This is a genomic window from Sporosarcina sp. P1 (assembly GCF_002743155.1).
Lineage (GTDB): Bacteria > Bacillota > Bacilli > Bacillales_A > Planococcaceae > Sporosarcina > Sporosarcina ureae_B.
In genome coordinates, this window is sequence record NZ_PDYS01000003.1 from 193,659 (window position 1) to 211,663 (window position 18,005).

Genomic DNA, 18,005 nt, shown 5'->3' on the forward strand with positions numbered 1-18,005 from the left:
TATGTATGTTATAATGAATGTACGAAAATGATTCCGAAAGGTGTGAGCACCTAATGTATACAGTCGTTGTCGGTGTTAATCACCGAACCGCCCCTGTCGAAATTAGAGAAAAGCTATCATTCGTCGAGGCTGATTTGCCACAAGCGATGCAAACATTGCAACAGCAAAAGAGCATCTTGGAAAACATCATTATTTCTACTTGTAACCGTACTGAAATCTATGCGGTAGTTGATCAGATTCATACAGGACGATATTATATAAAAAAATTCCTTGCTGATTGGTTTTCTATTCCCATCGAGGAATTTTCGAGTCACTTAATTATTCATGAAGAAGATGGTGCAGTGGAACATTTATTACGTGTAACTGCAGGCATTGATTCAATGGTACTTGGTGAAACGCAAATTTTAGGACAAGTGCGCAGTAGTTTTTTCGCCGCGCAAAACATTGGTACAACGGGTACCGTATTCAATGAATTATTTAAACAAGCAATTACGACAGCGAAGAAAGCACATACCGACACAGCAATTGGTGAAAATGCTGTGTCAGTTTCCTATGCGGCAGTAGAACTGGGGAGAAAAATTTTCGGTTCACTTAAGGATAAGCATATTGCTATTCTTGGTGCAGGTACAATGGGCGAATTAGCAGTCAAGAACTTGCAGGGGAGCGGTGTTGGGAAGATTACTGTAATCAACCGAACATTCTCTAAAGCAGAAATTCTGGCGGCGAAATTTAATGGTGAAGCGAAATCTATGCAAGAGTTGCAGTGTTTATTACTTGAAGCAGACATTTTAATCAGCTCCACTGGCGCTACTGAATATGTCATCGATTATGAATTGATGGATTTTGTAGAGAGACTGCGTAAAGGCAAGCCGTTATTCATGGTGGATATCGCTGTGCCACGTGATCTTGATCCGAAAATCGGTGAACTAAGCAGTGTATTCTTGTATGATATCGATGATCTGCAAGGCATCGTCGAAGCGAATTTGGCTGAACGTAAGCGTGCGGCTGATGAAATCGGTCTGATGATTGAACAAGAAGTCGTTGCTTTTAAAGAATGGTTAACAACGCTTGGTGTTGTGCCAATGATTTCTGCATTGCGCAAGAAGGCAAGTCGTATACAGAGCGAAACGATGCTTAGTATCGAAAATAAAATGCCAGATTTAACAGAACGTGAAAAGAAAGTTCTAAATAAGCATACAAAATCAATTATTAATCAATTATTAAAAGAACCTATTTTACAGGCTAAAGAATTATCTACTGATAAAAAAGCAGCAGAGAAACTCGCACTTTTTGAACAAATCTTTGGAATTTCCGAAGATGTCGTAACAGAAAAGGAACAGCTGGCATTTCAAGCAAAAGAACGTCTTCAAAAACGCGCTGATCAAAAAACAGATGGTGTGGATGTGACGAACGTACATTATCAACACTAATCCCAGGTGGTTCTGTATCTGTCTTTCACAAGAATGATACAGGCCCACTTTTTTATTGCAGTTAAATAAGCAATATATGTATAAACATTCGGCACACTAGTAGAAATACACTTACTATGGATGCAATTATTTGCAGTAACACCCTCTCATTTGAGACAATATAGACGAACACTCCTTACTAGCAAAAGAGAGGTTTTCGCTTGAAAGGCAGAGAATAGCATATGGTTGATTTAACCGTCGCAAGGCTCCAGGAAGTCATGATTGTTCTTTATGCCCTCAGTCTTGTTTTTTACTTAATTGATTACTTGAAGAAGTCAAAAAAATTTCAACGGATTGCTTTTTGGCTGATCGTTACCGTATGGGTTACACAAACTGCGATTTTATCCCTTTACATTATTCAGATGAAGCGCTTTCCGGTATTATCGCTAGTTGAAGGTATTTATTTTTATGTATGGTTGCTGGTCACATTATCTATCGTGTTCCAGTTGATTTATAAAGTGAATTTCATGGTATTTTTCACGAATATTATTGGATTTGTATTTTTAATGATTCATGTCTTTTCCAATTTGAAATATACAGCTTCCACTGTTGGTGATTCACTTATTTCAGAAGTATTATTTGTTCATATTACATCAGCAATCCTCTCGTATGCGGTGTTCGCGTTAGCATTTGTTTTCGCGGTATTATATTTGATTGTTTATAACGTTTTAAAAAGTAAGAAGTTTGGAAAACGCTTTTCCAGTCTACCTAATTTGCATCAGACGATGGTTGGAATGAAAATGTCGATCTATACCGGCATTCCGATTTTATTCGTCAGTTTATTATTCGGTGTTCAATGGGCGTATGTAGCGCTTGAACATTGGTCTCCTTTTGATGTGAAAATTATGGGGTCATTTGCAGTATTACTCATCTATTCTTCCGTTATTTATTTCAACTATAAGGGAAAGCTCCAATCAGTGGAGTTTGCCTGGATGACGATATTTGCATTTCTCTTAACGGTCGTTAATTTCTTTTTGGGCAGTACGCTGTCACAATTTCATTTATGGATATAAGAAAGGAAGAGTTTTGTGAGAAAAATTATTGTAGGTTCACGTAGAAGTAAGCTGGCATTAACACAAACGAAATGGTTCATTGAACAAATGAAGCAGGCAGGTGCACCATTTGAGTTTGAAGTGAAAGAGATTGTGACGAAAGGCGATCAAATCTTGGACGTCATGTTGTCAAAAGTTGGCGGTAAAGGGTTATTCGTAAAAGAAATCCAGCAAGCATTGTTTGATAAAGAAATTGATTTTGCCGTACATAGCATGAAAGATATGCCAGCGGTAATTCCAGACGGGTTGACTGTTGGCTGTATCCCTAAACGCGTAGATCCACGAGATGCATACATCGCAAACGACCATGTTCGCTTCATGGATTTACCAGTTGGAGCGGTTGTCGGAACATCAAGTCTTCGTCGTAGCTCACAGTTATTAATGTTGCGCCCAGATATAGAAATCAAGTGGATACGCGGCAATATTGACACACGTCTACGTAAGCTCCAAGATGGTGAATTTGATGCAATCCTCTTAGCAGCTGCAGGACTCAAGCGTATGGGCTGGGATGACAACATCGTCACAGAACACCTATCGATTGAAGATTGTATTCCAGCAGTTGGACAAGGTGCATTAGCGATTGAGTGTCGTGAAGACGATACAGAATTACTGGATGAACTAGCGAAATTAACAGATGAGAGCACATGGATTGAGCTACAGGCTGAGCGCACGTTCCTTAATGAAATGGATGGTTCTTGCCAGGTACCAATCGGAGGATTTGCAAAGTTTGATGGTAATGAAGTGGAAATGACTGGTTTCATTGCGTCTCCTGATGCAATTCAAGTGTTCCGTGAAACGGTGAAAGGAACAGATCCTGTTGCAGTCGGTAAGGAAGTCAGTAGAATTTTACGTGACCAAGGTGCTGCTGAAGTAATCGAGAAAGTGAAGGCGGAAATGGATGCGTAACGCATTACCGTTAGCAGGAGAAACGGTTATTTTCACCGGAACACCAAAATCTGCGGAAGCTGCCGAACTTGTAAAAAAGTACGGTGGCATTCCGGTTTCAATTCCGCTAATTGAAGTGGGAGAAATACAGAAGAAGGCTGATCAGCAAAAGTTGCAACAAGCAATGAAAGCTGATTGGCTCATTTTTACGAGTCAATCAGCAGTTGCAGCGTTCCGTTCAAAAATGTTGCGGTTCAATGTAACGGCTGATGTGTTTAACGGAAAAGTTGCCGCAGTCGGAACTCGGACAGCAGCTGCATTAGATCGACTCGGTTTTGATGTATCTTTCATTCCAAGCGTGTTTAGTGCAGATGTTTTTGTCAAACAGTTTAATCCGGAAATGTCAGAACGATTACACGTGGTCTTTTTGAAAGGCACTCTCGCTGGCAGTTTGATTCGTGAGGAGTTGCCGTTTCATGTTTCAGAATGGACAGTCTATGAGACTAAAAGTGCAACGAATGAAATAGATAAATTGAGTCGTTTTATACTTCAAAAAAGTCAGGTGTCCGTGTTGTTCGCAAGTCCGTCGGCGGTGGAAGTGTTTTCTACACGTATTGCACCGAAAACGACGTGGTTTGGTTTCACGGTTTGTGCAATCGGACATGTTACGGAACGTGCACTGTTAAAAGTGGGTGCACCTGTTCACGTCAAGCCGGAAACGTATACATTAGTCGAGCTAGTCCATGAGCTGGCCAAACGAAAGGGAGAATTCAATTGAATCCAATAGAATTTAAGCGTCATCGTAGACTTCGTACACATCCTACCGTTCGAGCGATGGTAAGAGAGACAGAAATTAAAGCAGCGGATTTCATTTATCCTATCTTTGTTACAGAAGGCGAGAATATGCGCAATCCAATCGCTTCTATGCCAGGAGTAGATCAGTTTTCTATTGATTTATTATTGAAAGAAACGGATGAAGTAGTCGAATTGGGGATTTCATCTATTATTTTATTCGGTATACCTTCCGAAAAGGACGCAACCGGTTCTGAAGCGTATGACGACGAAGGAATCATTCAGCGTGCAACACGCGCAGTGAAAGAACGTCACCCGGAATTAGTTGTAGTGGCAGATACTTGTCTATGCGAGTATACAGACCATGGTCACTGTGGCGTTATTCATGACCAGGATGTAGATAATGATGCCAGTCTTGTATTGCTTGCGAAGACAGCGGTTAGTCAAGCGAAAGCGGGGGCTGATATTATTGCGCCGTCGAATATGATGGACGGTTTTGTCGCTGTTATCCGTCAAGCGCTAGATGATGCAGGATTCCAAAACATTCCGATCATGTCGTATGCGGTTAAATATGCATCTGCTTATTACGGTCCATTCCGTGAAGCCGCACAATCCACACCGCAATTTGGCGATCGTAAAACGTATCAAATGGACCCGGCAAACCGTATGGAAGCTATGCGTGAAACGGAGTCTGATATTCTTGAAGGCGCGGATTTCTTAATTGTTAAACCCGCATTGTCTTACCTCGATATCATTCGCGATGTAAAGAATCATGTGCTCTTGCCTGTCGTGGCGTATAACGTCAGTGGAGAATATGCAATGGTCAAAGCTGCTGCGTTAAACGGCTGGGTAGACGAGAAGAAAATTGTATTAGAAACGTTAACAAGTATGAAGCGTGCAGGCGCAGATATCATCATGACATATCATGCAAAAGATGCTGCTCGCTGGTTGGAGGAGAAGTAATATGGGACAAAAAACATATACGAAATCTGAACAAGCGTTTAAAATAGCAGTTGATTTAATGCCAGGTGGTGTCAACTCACCAGTGCGTGCATTCAAATCAGTTAATATGGATCCGATCTTTATGGAAAGTGGTAAAGGTGCGATCATTAAAGATATCGATGGCAATGAATATATTGATTATGTACTATCTTGGGGTCCTCTAATCCTTGGACACACACATCCTGACGTGGTATCTGCAATACAGAAAGTAGCTGAAACAGGCACAAGTTTTGGAGCACCTACTCTTCTGGAAAATGAATTGGCAGAGCTCGTAATCGACCGTGTACCATCCATCGAGATGGTGCGTATGGTGTCTTCTGGTACGGAAGCAACAATGAGTGCTCTTCGTTTAGCACGTGGCTATACGAAGCGTAATAAAATCCTTAAATTCGAAGGTTGCTATCACGGACATGCGGATTCCTTGCTAATTAAAGCAGGATCGGGTGTCGCTACATTAGGTTTACCTGATAGCCCGGGGGTGCCTGAATCGATTGCACAAAACACGATTACGGTGCCGTACAACGATCTTGAAAGTGTTAAATTGGCTATTAAAGAGTATGGAGACGATTTAGCTGCAATTATTGTAGAACCGGTTGCAGGAAATATGGGTGTTGTGGGACCAGATAACGGCTTCCTTAAAGGCTTACGTGTGTTGACAGAAGAAAATGGTTCTTTACTGATTTTTGATGAAGTAATGACTGGGTTCCGTGTAGGATATAAATGTGCACAAGGTCATTTCAATATTAAACCTGACCTTACATGTCTTGGTAAAGTAATCGGTGGCGGACTACCTGTAGGAGCGTATGGCGGTTCTCGCGAAATTATGGAGCATGTAGCGCCTGCGGGAACTATTTATCAGGCGGGTACATTGTCTGGTAACCCGTTAGCGATGACAGCAGGTATTGCGACGTTGAGAAAGTTGACACCGAAAACATACGAACACTTCATCAAGCTTGGTGATCAGTTGGAAGAAGGTTTCCGCGCAGCAGCGAAAGCTAATAATATTCCACATACCGTCAACCGTGCCGGTTCAATGATCGGGTTCTTCTTTACAGATCAACGTGTCAATAACTACGATAAAGCGAAAACATCCGATTTGGAATTGTTTGCAGAATATTACCGTCTGATGGCGGAAGAAGGTATTTTCTTACCACCTTCCCAATTTGAAGGTATGTTCTTGTCGGCAGCTCACACAGAAGAGCATATCGCGAAAACTGTGGAAGCATTCCATACGGTATTTGCGAAATTGAAACGATAATTTTGAAGCGTCAGGCAGATTTTATTGCTTGGCGCTTTTTTATGTATGTACTTTGCGGGAGGTAGCGCTGTTGCGATCACTTTATTCACACTCTACGCTATGCATCACTTCTAAACTGCCTCATTTCTTCATATAGTAGCCTGAGTTAAGAAAAGGAGTGAAGCGAAAATGACGACGCATCAATGGACATTGCAAGAGTCTTTTTATTTCCCTGTTGAGTACGGGGCATTTGCTGAATCGGCTGAGGTAAAGGTGACACCAGGGTTTACAGAAGAGCGTACAGAAGAAGCAATTCGTTTGCAAGGGATCTATCATATTGCAGCAAACGTTGTATTTGATGCAGATAAACAAGTAGAATTGGCACCTGAAGATGTATTAGTCATTAATGACGTAGAAGTAGAAAACAATAAAGGGTATTTTGAATATGCTGTGCCTTTGAATGTTGATCTACCAGTAGAACTCGATGGCGATTTGCAACTTGAAGTGCAAGACATCAAATCTTCATCACTGGAAGATGGAGGATTGAAACTTGAGTGGACCGTTCAATTGAAAAAGGAAGAGCCTGTACAAGAACCGGTTGCAATTGAAGAAGAGCCCGCAGCATCACAGTTCGTAGCTGCATCGACATCCCATTTGGAGTTTCTCGCCAATGCAGATCGTGCAGTTGAGCAAGTAAATAATGAAATGGAAGACTTTCTCTTATACATCGCCGAGATGGATGACGATATAACGAGAAAGATCTTCCATTCAAATAATGTTTTTGTAGAAGCAGAAGGACAAAGCAGCGAATAAGCAAAATAATAAAAAGTCACCAGTGGTCGGGACAATTAGTAATCGAATCAACTGAAACACGGTTAATGGAATGATACAGCCTTTGCAGTAAAATCTTGTTTTCCGAAGCCACGGCGGCAATAGGTAGGGATTATAACCTCTTCTCATAATTCACCATCCTTTCTCTATAGACTACTATTCAGTTGACGGACTCTACATGTTTCGCTTATAATAGTGGGTATATGAATATAAATGCGAAGAGTAGGAAAGTACATGTGAACTGTTTTCTTTAGAGAGGGTGCGATTGGTGGAACGTACCTGGAAACCGCATATGGAAGTCCCCTATGAGCAGTTTTTGTGAAATGTAAGTAGCAGGAACCGGTGTAGACCGTTACCCAATCATGAAGATGTAATGCTTTTTTAGCGTTCATAAATAAAGGTGGTACCACGAGCTCCTTCGTCCTTTTACCGGGATGAGTGGGGCTTTTTTGTATCCCTTTTTATTTGAAGGAGGAAATGAAATGACTGACGAATTGACGATGCCGACCAAATACGATCCGCAGGCAGTTGAAAAAGGACGTTATGAATGGTGGCTTGAAGGTAAGTATTTTGAATCGGATGTAAAAAGCGAAAAAGAACCGTATACAATTGTTATCCCACCACCGAACGTCACAGGGAAACTTCATTTGGGACACGCATGGGATACGACTTTACAGGATATGCTCATCCGCATGAAGCGTATGCAAGGCTATGACGCACTGTGGTTGCCGGGAATGGACCACGCTGGAATTGCAACACAAGCGAGAGTAGAGGAAAAACTTCGCGCTGATGGCAAAACGCGTTATGATCTTGGACGCGAAAATTTCGTACAAGAAACATGGAAGTGGAAAGAAGAATACGCGAGCCATATCCGTGCTCAGTGGGCGAAGCTTGGTCTGGCTCTTGATTACTCACAAGAGCGCTTTACTTTGGATGAAGGATTGTCAAAAGCAGTACGTGAAGTATTCGTTAAGTTGTATGAGAAAAAGCTTATCTACCGCGGAGAGTATATCATCAACTGGGATCCTGCAACGAAGACAGCGATATCTGATATTGAAGTTATTCATAAAGATGTGCAAGGTGCATTCTATCATATGCGTTACCCATTGGCAGATGGCACAGGATCGATTGAAATAGCGACAACACGTCCCGAAACGATGCTCGGTGATACAGCTGTTGCAGTTCACCCCGATGACGAACGCTACCAGCATTTAATCGGAAAGATGGTCAAATTGCCAATCGTAGGACGTGAGATTCCGATCGTAGCGGATGACTACGTCGAAATGGACTTTGGAAGCGGTGCAGTGAAAATTACACCAGCACATGACCCGAATGACTTTGAAATAGGTAACCGTCACAACTTGCCACGCGTGCTCGTCATGAATGAAGACGGTACGATGAATAAATTAGCAGGCAAGTATGAAGGCATGGATCGTTTCGAATGCCGTAAGCAAATCGTCAAAGACCTACAAGAAATGAATGTGCTATTTGAAATTGAAGATCATATGCACTCTGTCGGACACTCGGAACGAAGTGGCGCAGTAGTGGAGCCGTATTTATCTACACAATGGTTCGTCAATATGCAGCCACTTGCTGAGCAAGCAATCAAACTGCAGAAAAACGAAGAAGAAAAAGTGACGTTTGTTCCTGAACGTTTCGAGAAAACTTACTTAGGATGGATGGAAAATGTCCATGACTGGTGCATTTCTCGTCAACTATGGTGGGGCCACCGAATTCCGGCTTGGTATCATAACACGACAGGTGAAATTTATGTGGGTCAAGAAGCTCCGGCTGATGAAGAAAACTGGACTCAGGACAATGATGTACTAGATACTTGGTTCTCATCTGCCTTATGGCCGTTTTCAACTATGGGCTGGCCAGACGTTGACAGCGAAACGTTCAAAAAATATTACCCAACAGATGCCCTTGTTACAGGATATGATATTATCTTCTTTTGGGTGTCCCGCATGATCTTCCAAGCTCTCGAATTCACGGAAGAGCGTCCATTCAAGGATGTCTTAATCCACGGATTAGTACGCGCGGAAGAAGGACGAAAAATGTCTAAATCTCTCGGCAACGGTGTAGATCCAATGGACGTAATTGAGCAGTATGGTGCAGATGCATTGCGTTACTTCTTGGCAACTGGTTCTTCACCAGGACAAGATCTACGTTACTCTACAGAAAAAGTAGAAGCAATCTGGAACTTTGCCAATAAAATTTGGAACGCTTCCCGTTTCGCATTAATGAATATGGACGGTATGAAGTATGAGGAAATTGATTTGTCAGGAAAGAAATCTGTTGCAGATGCATGGATTTTAACTCGTCTGAATGAAACAATTGAATCGGTAACTAGCTTGGCTGACCGGTATGAATTCGGTGAAATGGGCCGCGCGTTATATAACTTCATCTGGGATGACTTCTGTGACTGGTATATCGAAATGGCGAAATTGCCACTATACGGTGAAGACGAAGCGGCGAAAAAAATGACACGTTCGGTTCTTGCACATGTTCTGGATCAAACGATGCGTTTATTGCATCCATTGATGCCTTTCATTACAGAAGAGATTTGGCAGAACCTTCCCCATGAAGGGGAGTCCATCACAGTGGCGAAGTGGCCTGAAGTAGATACGGCAATCATGGACAAGTCTCGTGCTTCAGATATGAAATTATTGATGGATATCATCAAATCAGTACGCAATATCCGTGCAGAAGTAAATACACCGATGAGTCGTAAAGTCGATTTGTATATTTCAGCTAAAGACGAGAAGACAGTGGCGGTACTTGAAGAGAACCGTAACTATTTGGAGCGATTCTGTAATCCAGAGACGCTGACAATTGGTGTGAAGGTGAATGCGCCAGGTAAGACAATGTCAGCCGTCGTGACAGGTGCAGAGTTGTACTTACCACTTGAGGGATTGATTGATATTGAGGAAGAGTTGGCTCGTTTGACGAAAGAGCTTGGCAAGTGGCAAGGTGAAGTGAAGCGGGTTCAGGGCAAGTTGTCGAATGAACGATTTACTGCCAAAGCGCCTGAGTCGGTTGTTGAGGAAGAGCGTGCCAAAGAGAAGGATTATTTGGAGAAGTATGCGGCAGTTGAGCGTCGTATTGCTGAACTGAAGGAGATTTAAATTGGTCTATAGATAGTTAAAGCCCATTCGACAGTGTGATGCTGTTGAGTGGGCTTTTTGCATTGTGTGGGAAGAAGAAATAGTTTAAACCCAAACTGAAGTCAAAATTTACTCTCCAAAAATAATCTTAATAACATCCAGTAATACCCTATGGATAGTATTACTGGATAGTTATGGGTATAATTGAATTCATAATATTTAGAACATAAGTAGGAGGGTGTATATGGATTTTTTTGTTCGCGAGATGAGGGAAAAGGATATTGTGAAAGTGCGTGATATCGCGGTGGAAAGTTGGCGTGCTACGTATGCGGCGATTATTCCCCGGGAGATACAGGATGATTTTCTTCGGGTGGCGTATAGTGACGAGATGCTGAAGAAGCGTTTGGGAACTTCACATATGTGGGTTGCAGAGACTGCGGGTGAAGTAGCTGGATTTGTAGATTTTTCCCCTGCGGATGAAACAGGCAGAGTGGAACTGCGCGCGATATATTTTTATCCCGACGAACAGCGCAAAGGTATGGGGACAGCATTGTTAAAGAGAGGTATGGATGAGCTTGTAGACTCAACGGAAATTATAGTAGAGGTGGAGAAAGAAAATAGGATAGGACTGCAGTTTTATGAAGCGAAAGGATTTAAAGTGGTGAAAGAATTTGATGAGGATTTCGCTGGGCATCTAATGAAGACGGTTCAGATGGTGTTGGTGATTTGATTGAAATGGGGTGGAAGATTATTGAAACGGATCATATGGATTGCAGTGAATCTACTTACGGGTGTATTCGTAATAATAAATAGTGTAGTAGGTTTTGGAATCAGCGGTATGGGGGAAGGTTCCACCAATAATTTCATGATACTTGGTTTAGCAGCTATTTGGGCAATTGGTCTCGTCTTGCAATTGATGAAAAAGGGACGGGCTATCGGATTACTCATCACATTCATTCCTGTAGTGTTTATTGTTTATATTTATATCAAAGCTTCTATGATGTAGTGCATTACTGTATCAGAACTGAAAGTCAGGTGGTATACGATGAAGCGTTTCGCGATTATTTTATTGATGCTGATTTTATCAGGTGCATTGGTGGCTTGTGCTGGTAGCCCCGGGGAGCAAGAGGGTGGATATTTAACGAAGAAACAAGTATTGAAACAAGATCCGACTGCTGATTTGTTGGAGTATGACGGCAAGGTGTATAAAACAAATATTGACTGGACTGAATTTGAAAAATTGACTAAAGGGGACAAGCTTGGTGAGGTTTCTGAAGGCATGGCGAAGCATGTCCCTGACGGAGCCGAGATCTATGCGACAAATGAACGCGATGATGTGTTAATTGTGGACTATATGCAAGTGGAAAAAAGATATTTATTACAAATAGGAGAATAAAGATGCGCTTTCCCCTGAAAGTTGCAACGCACATATATTAAAGAGGATAGAGAAATGAATTTGGAGAGTGAAGCATGGAGGAAAATCTTTTCGAGCAAATGGCAAAAAGGTATGATACTGCAGAACGGCAGGAATTAGCCAAGATAGTAGTGAAAGAAGTAAAGCCTGAAATACAACACAGTCGTTCCAAAACATTAATTGATTATGGAAGCGGTACAGGACTCGTTGGTTTAGCATTATCGGACTTGGTGGAGTCAATTTTGCTAGTAGATTCATCACAGCAGATGTTGGAAGTAGCACAGGCTAAAATTTCTCGCAATGATATTACAAATGCAAAAGTTCTTTATACTGATTTCACTCAGGAAAGTCCGACACTTCAGGCAGATATTGTGTTAGTATCATTTGTTCTTCTACATGTTCCGGATACCAAAAAGATCGTACAAGAATTATATAATGCTCTCACTGATGGCGGTAAATTAATTATTATCGATTTTGAGAAAAATGATAAAGTGAATCATCCTAAAGTTCATAATGGTTTTGTACATGAAGAGTTGAAGCAGTTGTTAACAGAAGTAGGTTTTATCCATATTGAAATTAGAAACTTCTATAGCGGAAACAATATTTTCGTAAACGAGGATGCCACGATGTTTATATCAACCGGTATCAAGTGATGTGTGAAAACAGGAAAGTTTAACATTGTTAGGAAAGACAATCAAAAGGAGGCTCCATATGCTGACAAAACCTACTATACTTCAACGAGGAGATACAGTCGCGACGGTAAGTCCGTCATGGGGAGGCGCGGGTGAACCGGAGCTTAAGTGGCGTTATGAACAAGGTGTAAAAAGGCTAGAGGAAGTCTTTGGATTGAAAGTAGTTCCGATGCCAAACAGTTTAAAGGGAGCCGACTCTCTTTATCAGAACCCCAAAGCGCGTGCTGAAGATCTGATGACGGCATTTCGCGACCCTTCCATTAAAGCGATTTTTGCGAATATCGGAGGAGAAGACAGTATTCGCTTGCTTCCTTATGTGGACTTTACAGTAATACAAAACAATCCGAAGATATTCATCGGATACTCTGATGTCACGATATCTCATTTATTTTGCCATAAGGCAGGTATTTCCTCTTTCTACGGGCCGGCTATTTTAACGGACTTCGCCGAAAATGTGGAGATGAACCCTTATACAGTCGAAATGGTAAACCGGACTCTCTTTTCCAATGAAATAATCGGTGAGATTGAACCTGCCGAAAGTTGGACAAGTGAGCGGTTGGAATGGATTGAACCGAATAAACATATACGTCGCACGATGAATCAAAATACGGGTTATGAGTTGCTTCAAGGTTCCGGTACTGTAAAAGGCAGACTGATCGGTGGCTGTATGGAAGTGTTGGAGTTTGCGAAAGGGACGGAACTTTGGCCGGATACAGAGTACTGGAATGATAGTATCCTGTTCTTTGAAACATCAGAAGAAAAACCTGCCCCTAATTTGATTCGATACTGGCTAAGAAATTATGCTGCGCAAGGAATTTTGCAAAAAGCGAATGGAATTATTTTTGGAAAACCGCAAGATGAGAAATATTATAAGGAATATAAAGTGGAAATTCTTAAAGTGATGAAAGAGTATCAGTTGGAGCAACTACCTATTTTATATAATTTGAACTTTGGTCATACGGAACCTAAGTTTATTTTACCGTATGGGGCGATGGCGGAGATCGATTGCAACAAAAAGACGTTTTCGATTCTTGAGAGTGGAGTTATGTGAAAAAGTAGATAAATGATTTTTTAATTTTTACAGATCAGCAATCGCATCCACAATGTGCTCTGCAAAGCGAAATGGGATCATGTCTTCACTTGTTACGCTAATAAATAATATGGAATACCTGATAAAGAAGAATTGACTACGGTGAATATCGAGTGGGATTCGGATAAATTTTATACTAAGAAAAATTAAAAATCTTTCATTCTAGTTTACATAATATAATTATAGGTGCTGATAAAGAGGAGAATAGTTATGCAAACAATTATCGAAATTCTAGGCATAGTATTACCGATTATAATAGCGGGCTTTATTGTGGTATTTGTCATTAAGAGACTGGGTCAGAAAACGAAGCAAGGTGCGATGCCTAAGAAAAAATCGAAGAGTTCTCAGACATTGTTGGATAGTTTGATACCCCTTGGAATGTTGGCCGGTTGTATAGTGGGTTTACTAATCAGTATGATTTCTCCTATTTCGTTAGGATTTGCCTTTAGTTTAGGTGCTTCATTAGGTTTATTAGGTGGATATTTTGCTTATGAGAGTTATGGTAATAAAGAAGAAATATAATTGTACAGGGCACGATCTAGAAAAGAGGGTTTCGATATGATGAAAAAAGTAGGATCAGCGCTTGTAGCCATATTCATAATGGAATCAGTAACTTTTAGTAAACCAGTTTCGTGAGTGGATATGAGGATGAATTACGTGAGGAGAAAATGAATGATTGAAAAGAAATCTACTTCTGAAACTTGTATCATAGTTCTTCATGAAATCTACGGAATAAATCAATTTATGAAAGACATTTGTGAATCGTTGTCTGAGATAGGCTTCGATGTGATCTGTCCCAATCTGATACCGCAGGAAATTCCTTTTGATTATTCGCAGGAAGAGTTAGCTTATGGAAACTTCATGGACCGTGCAGGTTTTGAAAATAGCGCACATAAGGTTAAAGAGCTACTAATGGATATGAAAAATCGGTATGTAAAAGTATTTATCCTTGGATTTAGTGTGGGGGCGACAATTGCTTGGCTATGCAGTGAGGAAGAATGCGTTGATGGGATCATTGGATACTATGGATCGCGAATTCGGGATTATGTAGGTGTTAATCCAACTTGTCCGACGTTATTGTATTTTCCAAATGCTGAGAAGTCATTTGATGTCAATGAAATGCTTTTGAAACTAGAGAAGCCGAACGTAGATGTATTTATGTATGAAGGTCTACACGGATTTAGTGATCCCTACGCTTTTGCATACAATGAAGAATTGGCTTATATCACCTGTAACCAAACGATAGACTTCTTCAGAGATAATGGATAGAGAGAAGCACTTTTTACATTTTAAATAAATTGATATAACAAACCGAACTAGGTATTGTACCAAAATAAAGTGCCGTGTTTTCGTTTTGGTAGGCGTGTTTGGAAATATCACTCAGGATCCTGTTTGATGATTTGAACTTGATTACCAGTAGCGAAGGCAATAAAAGATATATAATGTTTTTTTGTCATCGGGTGATCACTTGAGATAAAACGTTCATTATCTACTTCTTCAATCGTAAGTTTTACTTCCTCTTGGATGTGCTTCAAGTATTGGGATTTCTTTTTGACCTTGTTGTGGCAGTAGCACTATTAGATAGAGGATAGAAAATGAAAGAAATTCAAAAGCACGCTGTTATTATTGCGATTCTAGCATTCATGTTTTTCTTGGTTTTATCATTGGTAACGAGTAATTGGAAATTTCTTTTATGGAGTATTGTACCAATCTTTTTATCACTCATGACGGCTTTCTTTGCTAAATCCAATGCTAGAGATTAAATGGATTTCAACCCCTTGCTTAAAAGAGACTGTCACAAAAAATCATTGTGAAATGACTTTCTGCGGTAGTCTCTATTTTTTATAACCATAACGTCTCGCCAATAAGCAACTTCTTTAATTGATCTTCATTTAACTGCAATCTGTTCCACTCAGCATTCAGTCTTTCAAGCGCTTCTGGTCCAGTATCGTCAGCTAAATGATAAGTTCCATAATGCATCGGTATAAATGTTTGACCAGCTACCTCCAAAAAACCTTTCACTGCATCCTCAGGTGTGAGGTGACTTTCCTTCATAAACCATTCTGGCTCATACGCCCCGATCGGCATGATCACCGTGTTAATAGTGAATTGCTCCGCTATCTTTGAAAATCCACGGAAATATCCCGTATCTCCAACGAAATAAATCGATTGCTCAGCACTTTCGATAATCCAGCCACCCCAATGAGAAGTATTCGTATCCGTCAATGTCCGTTTCGTCCAATGTTGCGCAGGAACGAACGAGAATTTCAGGCCTTCAAACACAAATGAATCAAACCATTCTGCTTCGATGACCTTTTTAATTCCTCTAATTTGGAACTTTCTCCGTAAGCCAACAGGAACAAAATATATAGGTTTGCCTTTTAGGTGTTTGATCGTGCCGAAGTCCAAATGATCATAATGTCCGTGTGAAATAACCACAACGTCAATCTCTGGCAATTCATCTAGTGCAATTCCTGGTTCCGTTAATCGATTCTGAAATCCCATCCGTTTTGCCCAAACTGGATCAGTAATCACATTAAGGCCGCTAATTTGAATCAAAAATGTGGAGTGCCCAATCCAAGTAATGGTTGCTTCGGATCGATTGGCTACGAGCTTTTCTATTTCTTTAGTCGGTGCTTGTTCGATTACGATCCGTAAATCTTTCTTTTTTTCATTACGTTCTTTCTGCCAACGAATCATTTCTCTAACTGATTTACTCGTATCTACGTCATCCAAATTAGTATAGCGTTTTCTCATCATTCAACACCCAATTGATTTTTGACATACTCCAATAATTTCTTGGCAACTGAAAAATCGTGTGTTTGATAGAGTGAACGGGCGCCAACGGGATCCTCTATTTCATTCAATAACCAGCCGCCTGTAATTGGAAGTATGAAATCAATGCCAATATAGTCACTAGAAATTGCCCGGGAAATCGTTTGAACTTGATTGGTTTCAGTGTCGTTCAACGTATATTTTTCAACTGTGCCACCTAAAGTGAAGTTGGATTTGAACGAATCTTTCGCCCCAGATCGTTTTACAGCACCTAATACTTCATTGCCGAGCATGAATACTCGAACATCTGTTGCATTCGATTCGATGAAGGGCTGCGCGATTAGTTCATTGTGATCGAACTGATTTAGAATATCCTCAGTTTGTTGTACAGATTCACATAGAAATACTTCGCTACCACCATGGCCTCCGCGAGTTTTCAGTACAAAAGGCAACGTAGGAAGTTGGTCCGCTCTGAATGTGGGGACGACGGAAATGCCAAGTAGAGTAGCAAGTTCAAATGTGCGCAGTTTATCATTAGCGATTTTCTGCACACCCGCCCGATTAAACATGCGATAACCTGCTTGTTCCAGTTTCAAAGTTAAATTAGGGTCACGATCTCGGAATAAAATGAAATCTAGTGGCTCGGTAGGTGAATCAGTGATTAACTTCAATTCGATATCTAAGTATTTTGCTTCTTTCAAAAGATCGTCGATAAATGCTTGATTCCTCTTTACTTCCTTCACGTTATAGTAGACTGCGCCTTTCATTTAATCTTCTCCAATATGTACGCAATCATTGCATCCGCGACGTTGATACCGGTGACGTTCAAGAGGTTCCGGATATGCGCTGCGCCGTTAACTTCACAAACGAGAGGTTGTTCATCCACACCGAATAATAAATCCACTCCAGCGAATTCCGCACCAACTGCTTTTGCTGCTTCCATAGCGAGTGTTTTTTGTGCGGAAGTCAATTCCACCACTTCAGCTACACCACCGTTCGTAATGTTCGCTCGGAAATCTGTCTCTGAATGGCGATACATGGCCGCGATGACCTGATCGCCGACTATATTGACGCGTAAGTCCCGCCCTCTACTCGTCTCAATGAACTCTTGAAAGACATAATCTACGCCACGCAACTCATCGACTTTCTCGTAGAAAGCTTGATTCGTCTCGATCAAATACACTTTCATACCAAATGAGCCATGACCTTCTTTAATAATCATAGGCAAGCCAAGCGTTTCAAGGACATTCTCGTAATAACCGCTATCCGTAATCGTGAAATTTGGATAAACCTTCGGTGCGATGATTGTCTTCGGCATCGCGACACCATGCTTTGCAAGTTCAAGATACTGCTTGGCTTTATTATCACATGTTTCAATAACTTCAGGATCATTGAAGATAGGGATTCCCACATTTTTTAAATACTGTGCAAGCAATGTATCTTTATCGAGGAAAACGACAAAATCAGGAGCATCTTTTATCTGATTTTGCGCGTCCATCAGCACTTCATAATTTTTTAAGATCGTCGCCTGTACTCCGGCTCGCTCTGCCGCCTCCTGCACAAGCCGCGCTTGATCAGCGAATTTATCACTCGTTAAACTACCATTATAAATCACCCAACAACTTTTCAATCCTAACGCCACCTTTGCTATACTAGATC

The 18,005-nt window shown here is 41.0% G+C and carries 20 protein-coding genes and 1 other annotated feature; of the genes, 16 read left to right on the forward strand and 4 right to left on the reverse strand.

The window, feature by feature from the left end:
* Positions 1–53: 53 nt before the first annotated feature.
* The 15 genes from hemA (at position 54) to CSV73_RS05845 (ending at position 14,840) form a co-directional block, all read left to right on the forward strand.
* Positions 54–1,430 (forward strand): glutamyl-tRNA reductase, encoded by a 1,377-nt coding sequence (hemA, locus tag CSV73_RS05770; RefSeq protein ID WP_085131064.1) that lies wholly within the window; start codon positions 54–56, stop codon positions 1,428–1,430.
* A gap of 221 nt (positions 1,431–1,651) precedes the next feature.
* Positions 1,652–2,482, forward strand: a complete 831-nt coding sequence (gene ccsA / locus CSV73_RS05775; RefSeq protein ID WP_099626832.1) for a cytochrome c biogenesis protein CcsA — start codon at positions 1,652–1,654, stop codon at positions 2,480–2,482.
* A gap of 15 nt (positions 2,483–2,497) precedes the next feature.
* Positions 2,498–3,427 (forward strand): hydroxymethylbilane synthase, encoded by a 930-nt coding sequence (gene hemC / locus CSV73_RS05780; protein ID WP_085131062.1) that lies wholly within the window; start codon positions 2,498–2,500, stop codon positions 3,425–3,427.
* The gene (locus CSV73_RS05785; protein ID WP_099626833.1) at positions 3,420–4,184 is read left to right on the forward strand and encodes a uroporphyrinogen-III synthase; all 765 of its coding nucleotides are present in this window, start codon (positions 3,420–3,422) and stop codon (positions 4,182–4,184) included. The genes hemC and CSV73_RS05785 overlap by 8 nt, the downstream gene beginning before the upstream one ends.
* Positions 4,181–5,161 carry a porphobilinogen synthase gene (hemB, locus tag CSV73_RS05790; protein WP_099626834.1) on the forward strand — a complete coding sequence of 327 codons (981 nt, stop codon included), beginning with the start codon at positions 4,181–4,183 and terminating at the stop codon, positions 5,159–5,161. The genes CSV73_RS05785 and hemB overlap by 4 nt, the downstream gene beginning before the upstream one ends.
* Before the next feature lies 1 nt (position 5,162).
* Positions 5,163–6,458 carry a glutamate-1-semialdehyde 2,1-aminomutase gene (gene hemL / locus CSV73_RS05795; RefSeq protein ID WP_099626835.1) on the forward strand — a complete coding sequence of 432 codons (1,296 nt, stop codon included), beginning with the start codon at positions 5,163–5,165 and terminating at the stop codon, positions 6,456–6,458.
* Between the two features lie 168 nt (positions 6,459–6,626).
* Complete coding sequence (locus CSV73_RS05800) at positions 6,627–7,250, forward strand: hypothetical protein (protein WP_085131058.1); 624 nt, start codon at positions 6,627–6,629, stop codon at positions 7,248–7,250.
* A gap of 227 nt (positions 7,251–7,477) precedes the next feature.
* Positions 7,478–7,697, forward strand: a binding site (T-box leader).
* Positions 7,698–7,750: 53 nt separating this feature from the next.
* Positions 7,751–10,396 (forward strand): valine--tRNA ligase, encoded by a 2,646-nt coding sequence (locus CSV73_RS05810; protein WP_099626836.1) that lies wholly within the window; start codon positions 7,751–7,753, stop codon positions 10,394–10,396.
* A gap of 223 nt (positions 10,397–10,619) precedes the next feature.
* On the forward strand, positions 10,620–11,105 hold the full coding sequence (locus tag CSV73_RS05815; protein ID WP_099626837.1) for a GNAT family N-acetyltransferase: 486 nt from the start codon (positions 10,620–10,622) through the stop codon (positions 11,103–11,105).
* 21 nt (positions 11,106–11,126) lie between these two features.
* On the forward strand, positions 11,127–11,381 hold the full coding sequence (locus tag CSV73_RS05820; RefSeq protein ID WP_099626838.1) for a hypothetical protein: 255 nt from the start codon (positions 11,127–11,129) through the stop codon (positions 11,379–11,381).
* 39 nt (positions 11,382–11,420) lie between these two features.
* Positions 11,421–11,771, forward strand: a complete 351-nt coding sequence (locus CSV73_RS05825) for a hypothetical protein (protein ID WP_099626839.1) — start codon at positions 11,421–11,423, stop codon at positions 11,769–11,771.
* 74 nt (positions 11,772–11,845) lie between these two features.
* Entirely contained in the window at positions 11,846–12,442 is a 597-nt protein-coding gene (locus tag CSV73_RS05830) for a class I SAM-dependent DNA methyltransferase (protein ID WP_099626840.1), read from the forward strand.
* 58 nt (positions 12,443–12,500) lie between these two features.
* The gene (locus CSV73_RS05835; protein ID WP_099626841.1) at positions 12,501–13,532 is read left to right on the forward strand and encodes a S66 family peptidase; all 1,032 of its coding nucleotides are present in this window, start codon (positions 12,501–12,503) and stop codon (positions 13,530–13,532) included.
* A gap of 249 nt (positions 13,533–13,781) precedes the next feature.
* Positions 13,782–14,093 carry a hypothetical protein gene (locus tag CSV73_RS05840; protein WP_099626842.1) on the forward strand — a complete coding sequence of 104 codons (312 nt, stop codon included), beginning with the start codon at positions 13,782–13,784 and terminating at the stop codon, positions 14,091–14,093.
* Positions 14,094–14,243: 150 nt separating this feature from the next.
* Positions 14,244–14,840 (forward strand): dienelactone hydrolase family protein, encoded by a 597-nt coding sequence (locus CSV73_RS05845; protein ID WP_099626843.1) that lies wholly within the window; start codon positions 14,244–14,246, stop codon positions 14,838–14,840.
* Positions 14,841–14,947: 107 nt separating this feature from the next.
* Here CSV73_RS05845 and CSV73_RS05850 read toward each other — a convergent pair whose 3' ends face one another.
* The gene (locus CSV73_RS05850; RefSeq protein WP_199092968.1) at positions 14,948–15,106 is read right to left on the reverse strand and encodes a hypothetical protein; all 159 of its coding nucleotides are present in this window, start codon (positions 15,104–15,106) and stop codon (positions 14,948–14,950) included.
* Positions 15,107–15,166: 60 nt separating this feature from the next.
* Between CSV73_RS05850 and CSV73_RS16435 the strand changes: the two genes are divergently transcribed.
* A complete protein-coding gene (locus tag CSV73_RS16435) occupies positions 15,167–15,334 on the forward strand; it encodes a hypothetical protein (protein WP_157111216.1) in 168 nt (55 codons plus the stop codon).
* A 79-nt stretch (positions 15,335–15,413) separates the two neighbouring features.
* On the opposite strand, the gene CSV73_RS05855 is transcribed toward CSV73_RS16435, so the two are convergent.
* The 3 genes from CSV73_RS05855 to CSV73_RS05865 are packed head-to-tail and all read right to left on the reverse strand — an operon-like array spanning position 15,414 to position 17,976.
* Complete coding sequence (locus CSV73_RS05855; protein WP_099626844.1) at positions 15,414–16,328, reverse strand: MBL fold metallo-hydrolase; 915 nt, start codon at positions 16,326–16,328, stop codon at positions 15,414–15,416.
* Positions 16,328–17,113 carry an ATP-grasp domain-containing protein gene (locus CSV73_RS05860; RefSeq protein WP_099626845.1) on the reverse strand — a complete coding sequence of 262 codons (786 nt, stop codon included), beginning with the start codon at positions 17,111–17,113 and terminating at the stop codon, positions 16,328–16,330. Before CSV73_RS05860 ends, CSV73_RS05855 begins: the two co-directional genes overlap by 1 nt.
* Positions 17,110–17,976 carry an ATP-grasp domain-containing protein gene (locus tag CSV73_RS05865; RefSeq protein ID WP_085131046.1) on the reverse strand — a complete coding sequence of 289 codons (867 nt, stop codon included), beginning with the start codon at positions 17,974–17,976 and terminating at the stop codon, positions 17,110–17,112. The genes CSV73_RS05860 and CSV73_RS05865 overlap by 4 nt, the downstream gene beginning before the upstream one ends.
* Between the last annotated feature and the right edge of the window lie 29 nt (positions 17,977–18,005).